Origin of the sequence: Megasphaera sp. UBA4233, assembly GCF_002395615.1 — a bacterium.
In the GTDB taxonomy this organism is placed as follows: Bacteria; Bacillota; Negativicutes; order Veillonellales; family Megasphaeraceae; genus Megasphaera; species Megasphaera hexanoica.
On the sequence record NZ_DGXL01000031.1, the window covers coordinates 1 to 2,562 of the forward strand.

The following is a 2,562-nucleotide window of genomic DNA, read 5'->3' on the forward strand; positions in this document are numbered from 1 at the left end:
TGCATATTCCGGACGACCGGTATGCGCTTTCCAGTAATGGCGGCATGTGCCTTCCGGTCAGTTCGGCATAAAATTCCGCTTCAAGCGGCATAATAATTTAATACGTGTTATAGTACTTTCGTAGCCAAACTACGAAAGGAGGCATGAAAATCATGCAAAGCTACAACACCATTATCGGCGTAATCAACATGCGCCAAAACAAGTGCACGTTTTCAGTCATCCAGCAGCGGTACCACATCGGTTCCAATGCAACCCAGCTCATTCTTAAGAGATTTGAAGGTTCCGGGCTTACACTGGAAGAACTCAGGAGGATGGCGCCACACGAAGTGGAAAAGCTTTTCTATCCGCCGCTGAACCTGAAACGTAAAGACCTCCCGGAGCCGGATTTTCAGTACTGGTACGACCGCATCCATGCAAAAGACAGCAAAGTGAACCTTGCCTATTGCTGGATCGAGTACCGGGAACAAAATCCTGAGGGTTATGGACATTCCCAGTTTTACGAATACTACAAACGTTTCGTAAAAGAAAATTACGGAACGGAAGAGAAAGTGTCCATGGCTGTCGAACGCATCCCCGGCGAGAAAATGTACATTGACTGGGTTGGGGACCAGCCAGAGCTTCTGGTTGACGTTGTAACCGGAGAGCTTCGTAAAATCCACCTCTTTGCTACTACGCTCGGCATCAGTAGTGCCATATACGCCGAAGCGTTTCTAAATGAAAAGCTGCCAAGCTTTATCACCGGAACCGTTAACGCCATTCAGTTTTATGGCGCGGTAACCAAATATTTCGTCCCGGACAACCTGAAAACAGCTATCAAGAAACATACAAAGGATGAGCTGACGTTACAATCTGCTTTTTCCGACCTGGAAGATTTCTACGACACGATTGTCCTTCCGCCGCCCCCGTATAAGCCGAAAGGCAAGGCTACTGTCGAGGGCCACGTGAAGTATCTGGAAACCCATCTTGTTGAAAAACTGAAAGAAAAGAAGTACACGAGCCTGGAACAGATCAATGCGGAAATCAAAAAAATAGTAGTGGAACTCAATTCCCGTAATTACCAGGGCAAGTCCTTCTCGCGACAAGAGGTATTCGAGAAATACGACAAACCGTGCATGAAACCACTGCCAGGCGATTGTTTCACGGTCTGCGACTACAAGTATGTGCTTAAAGTCCCGGATAATTACCATATCGAATATGACGACCACTACTACTCTGTATTTTACTCGTATTATGGTAAACCCGCAATACTGAAAGCAACCGCAACCGAGATCCGCATCTGTGATCAATATAACAAATTAATCTGTAAACACCGCAGGGCTTATGCTCCCTTTCCCAAATATATTACGGATAACGAGCATATGAAACCTGAACACCTTTACTATAAAGAAGTCAACGCCAGGGACGGTAATTACTACAGGCGTTGGGCAACCGCAACAGGGCCTAGCATGGCTGAGGTAATTGACCGGATACTGAAGGCTTCCAAGCATGAAGAGCAGGCGTATAATTCCTGCGCCGGAATCCTTCACGCTGCCAAAGACCTCCCGTATGGCTTGGCCGAAGAGGCTGCATTCCAGTGCATACAGATGAACTCCTGTATGTATTCCACGTTCAAACGGGTGCTTGCAAAACTGAAGAACGGGGAACAGACCGGAAAATCGTCTCTCCCAACACACGAGAACATTCGGGGTCAGGGCTTTTATAAGTAAAGGTGGTTACCATGGCTATAAAAAAATATCTATACGACGAAAATCTGACGAAAGAAGAAAACCTTCTTCTGGAACATCTGTATGCATTCAAGACTTCCCAAATGGCAGAGGCCCTTAAGAGACAATTCTTAAACCCAAATGAAAACCTGAGGGACTTCCATACCAGAATTTCAGACATTATAAATTATGAGTGGCAACAACGGCAGCAGAAGAAACTGGAAAAGTTATTTGCCAAAGCAACGCTCAAATATCCAGATGCCGATTTTGATGAAGCCCTGTACGAACCGGATCGGATGTTGGACATCCATATGATTGAACAGTTGCAGCAATGCGAATGGGTCCGGGAACCCAGGAACCTTCTCATTACTGGCAGTACCGGTACAGGAAAGACACATATCGCCAACGCCTTATGCATAGCAGCGATACACCAGTTCCTTTCTGTCAAGTACATCCGGTCTACCACGCTGCTCCAATTATGTGTAAAGGAAGAAAACAACGGAACAATATATGATTATATTAATGAATTAGCGGGCTACGACTTGCTTGTCCTTGACGATTTCGGGTTGATGGAACTGGATATGGATAAATGCAGGTACCTGTTTGAGGTGATAGAGACCCGGGACAGCAGAAAATCCACCATTATTGTGTCGCAGTTTCCCGTGCTGAAGTGGTGGGACTTGTTTCAGGAGAACACCTATGCTGATGCAGTGCTCAGCAGAATGACTAAGCAAGCCTACCGGCTTGAATGCAATGGTCGCGACATGCGACAGAGTAATTAACTAACGGCTTATGCCGTTTGAAGCGGACTGGCGTGCCGTTCCTCCGGAACGGTCATGCCTTTCTTGCGGAATTTGCA

2 protein-coding genes are annotated in these 2,562 nt (G+C 46.4%); both read left to right on the forward strand.

Features of this window, described 5'->3' with window-relative positions:
* Nucleotides 1-152 precede the first annotated feature (152 nt).
* A complete protein-coding gene (gene istA / locus B2U90_RS10995; RefSeq protein ID WP_292017801.1) occupies nt 153-1,706 on the forward strand; it encodes an IS21 family transposase in 1,554 nt (517 codons plus the stop codon).
* Between the two features lie 11 nt (nt 1,707-1,717).
* Entirely contained in the window at nt 1,718-2,485 is a 768-nt protein-coding gene (locus tag B2U90_RS11000; protein ID WP_292017802.1) for an ATP-binding protein, read from the forward strand.
* Nucleotides 2,486-2,562: the final 77 nt, after the last annotated feature.

Excerpts from the sequence above, each read along its gene's own strand:
- B2U90_RS11000 (WP_292017802.1), top strand. The coding sequence starts at position 1,718 with ATGGCTATAAAAAAATATCTATACGACGAAAATCTGACGAAAGAAGAA.
- istA (WP_292017801.1), top strand. The coding sequence starts at position 153 with ATGCAAAGCTACAACACCATTATCGGCGTAATCAACATGCGCCAAAAC.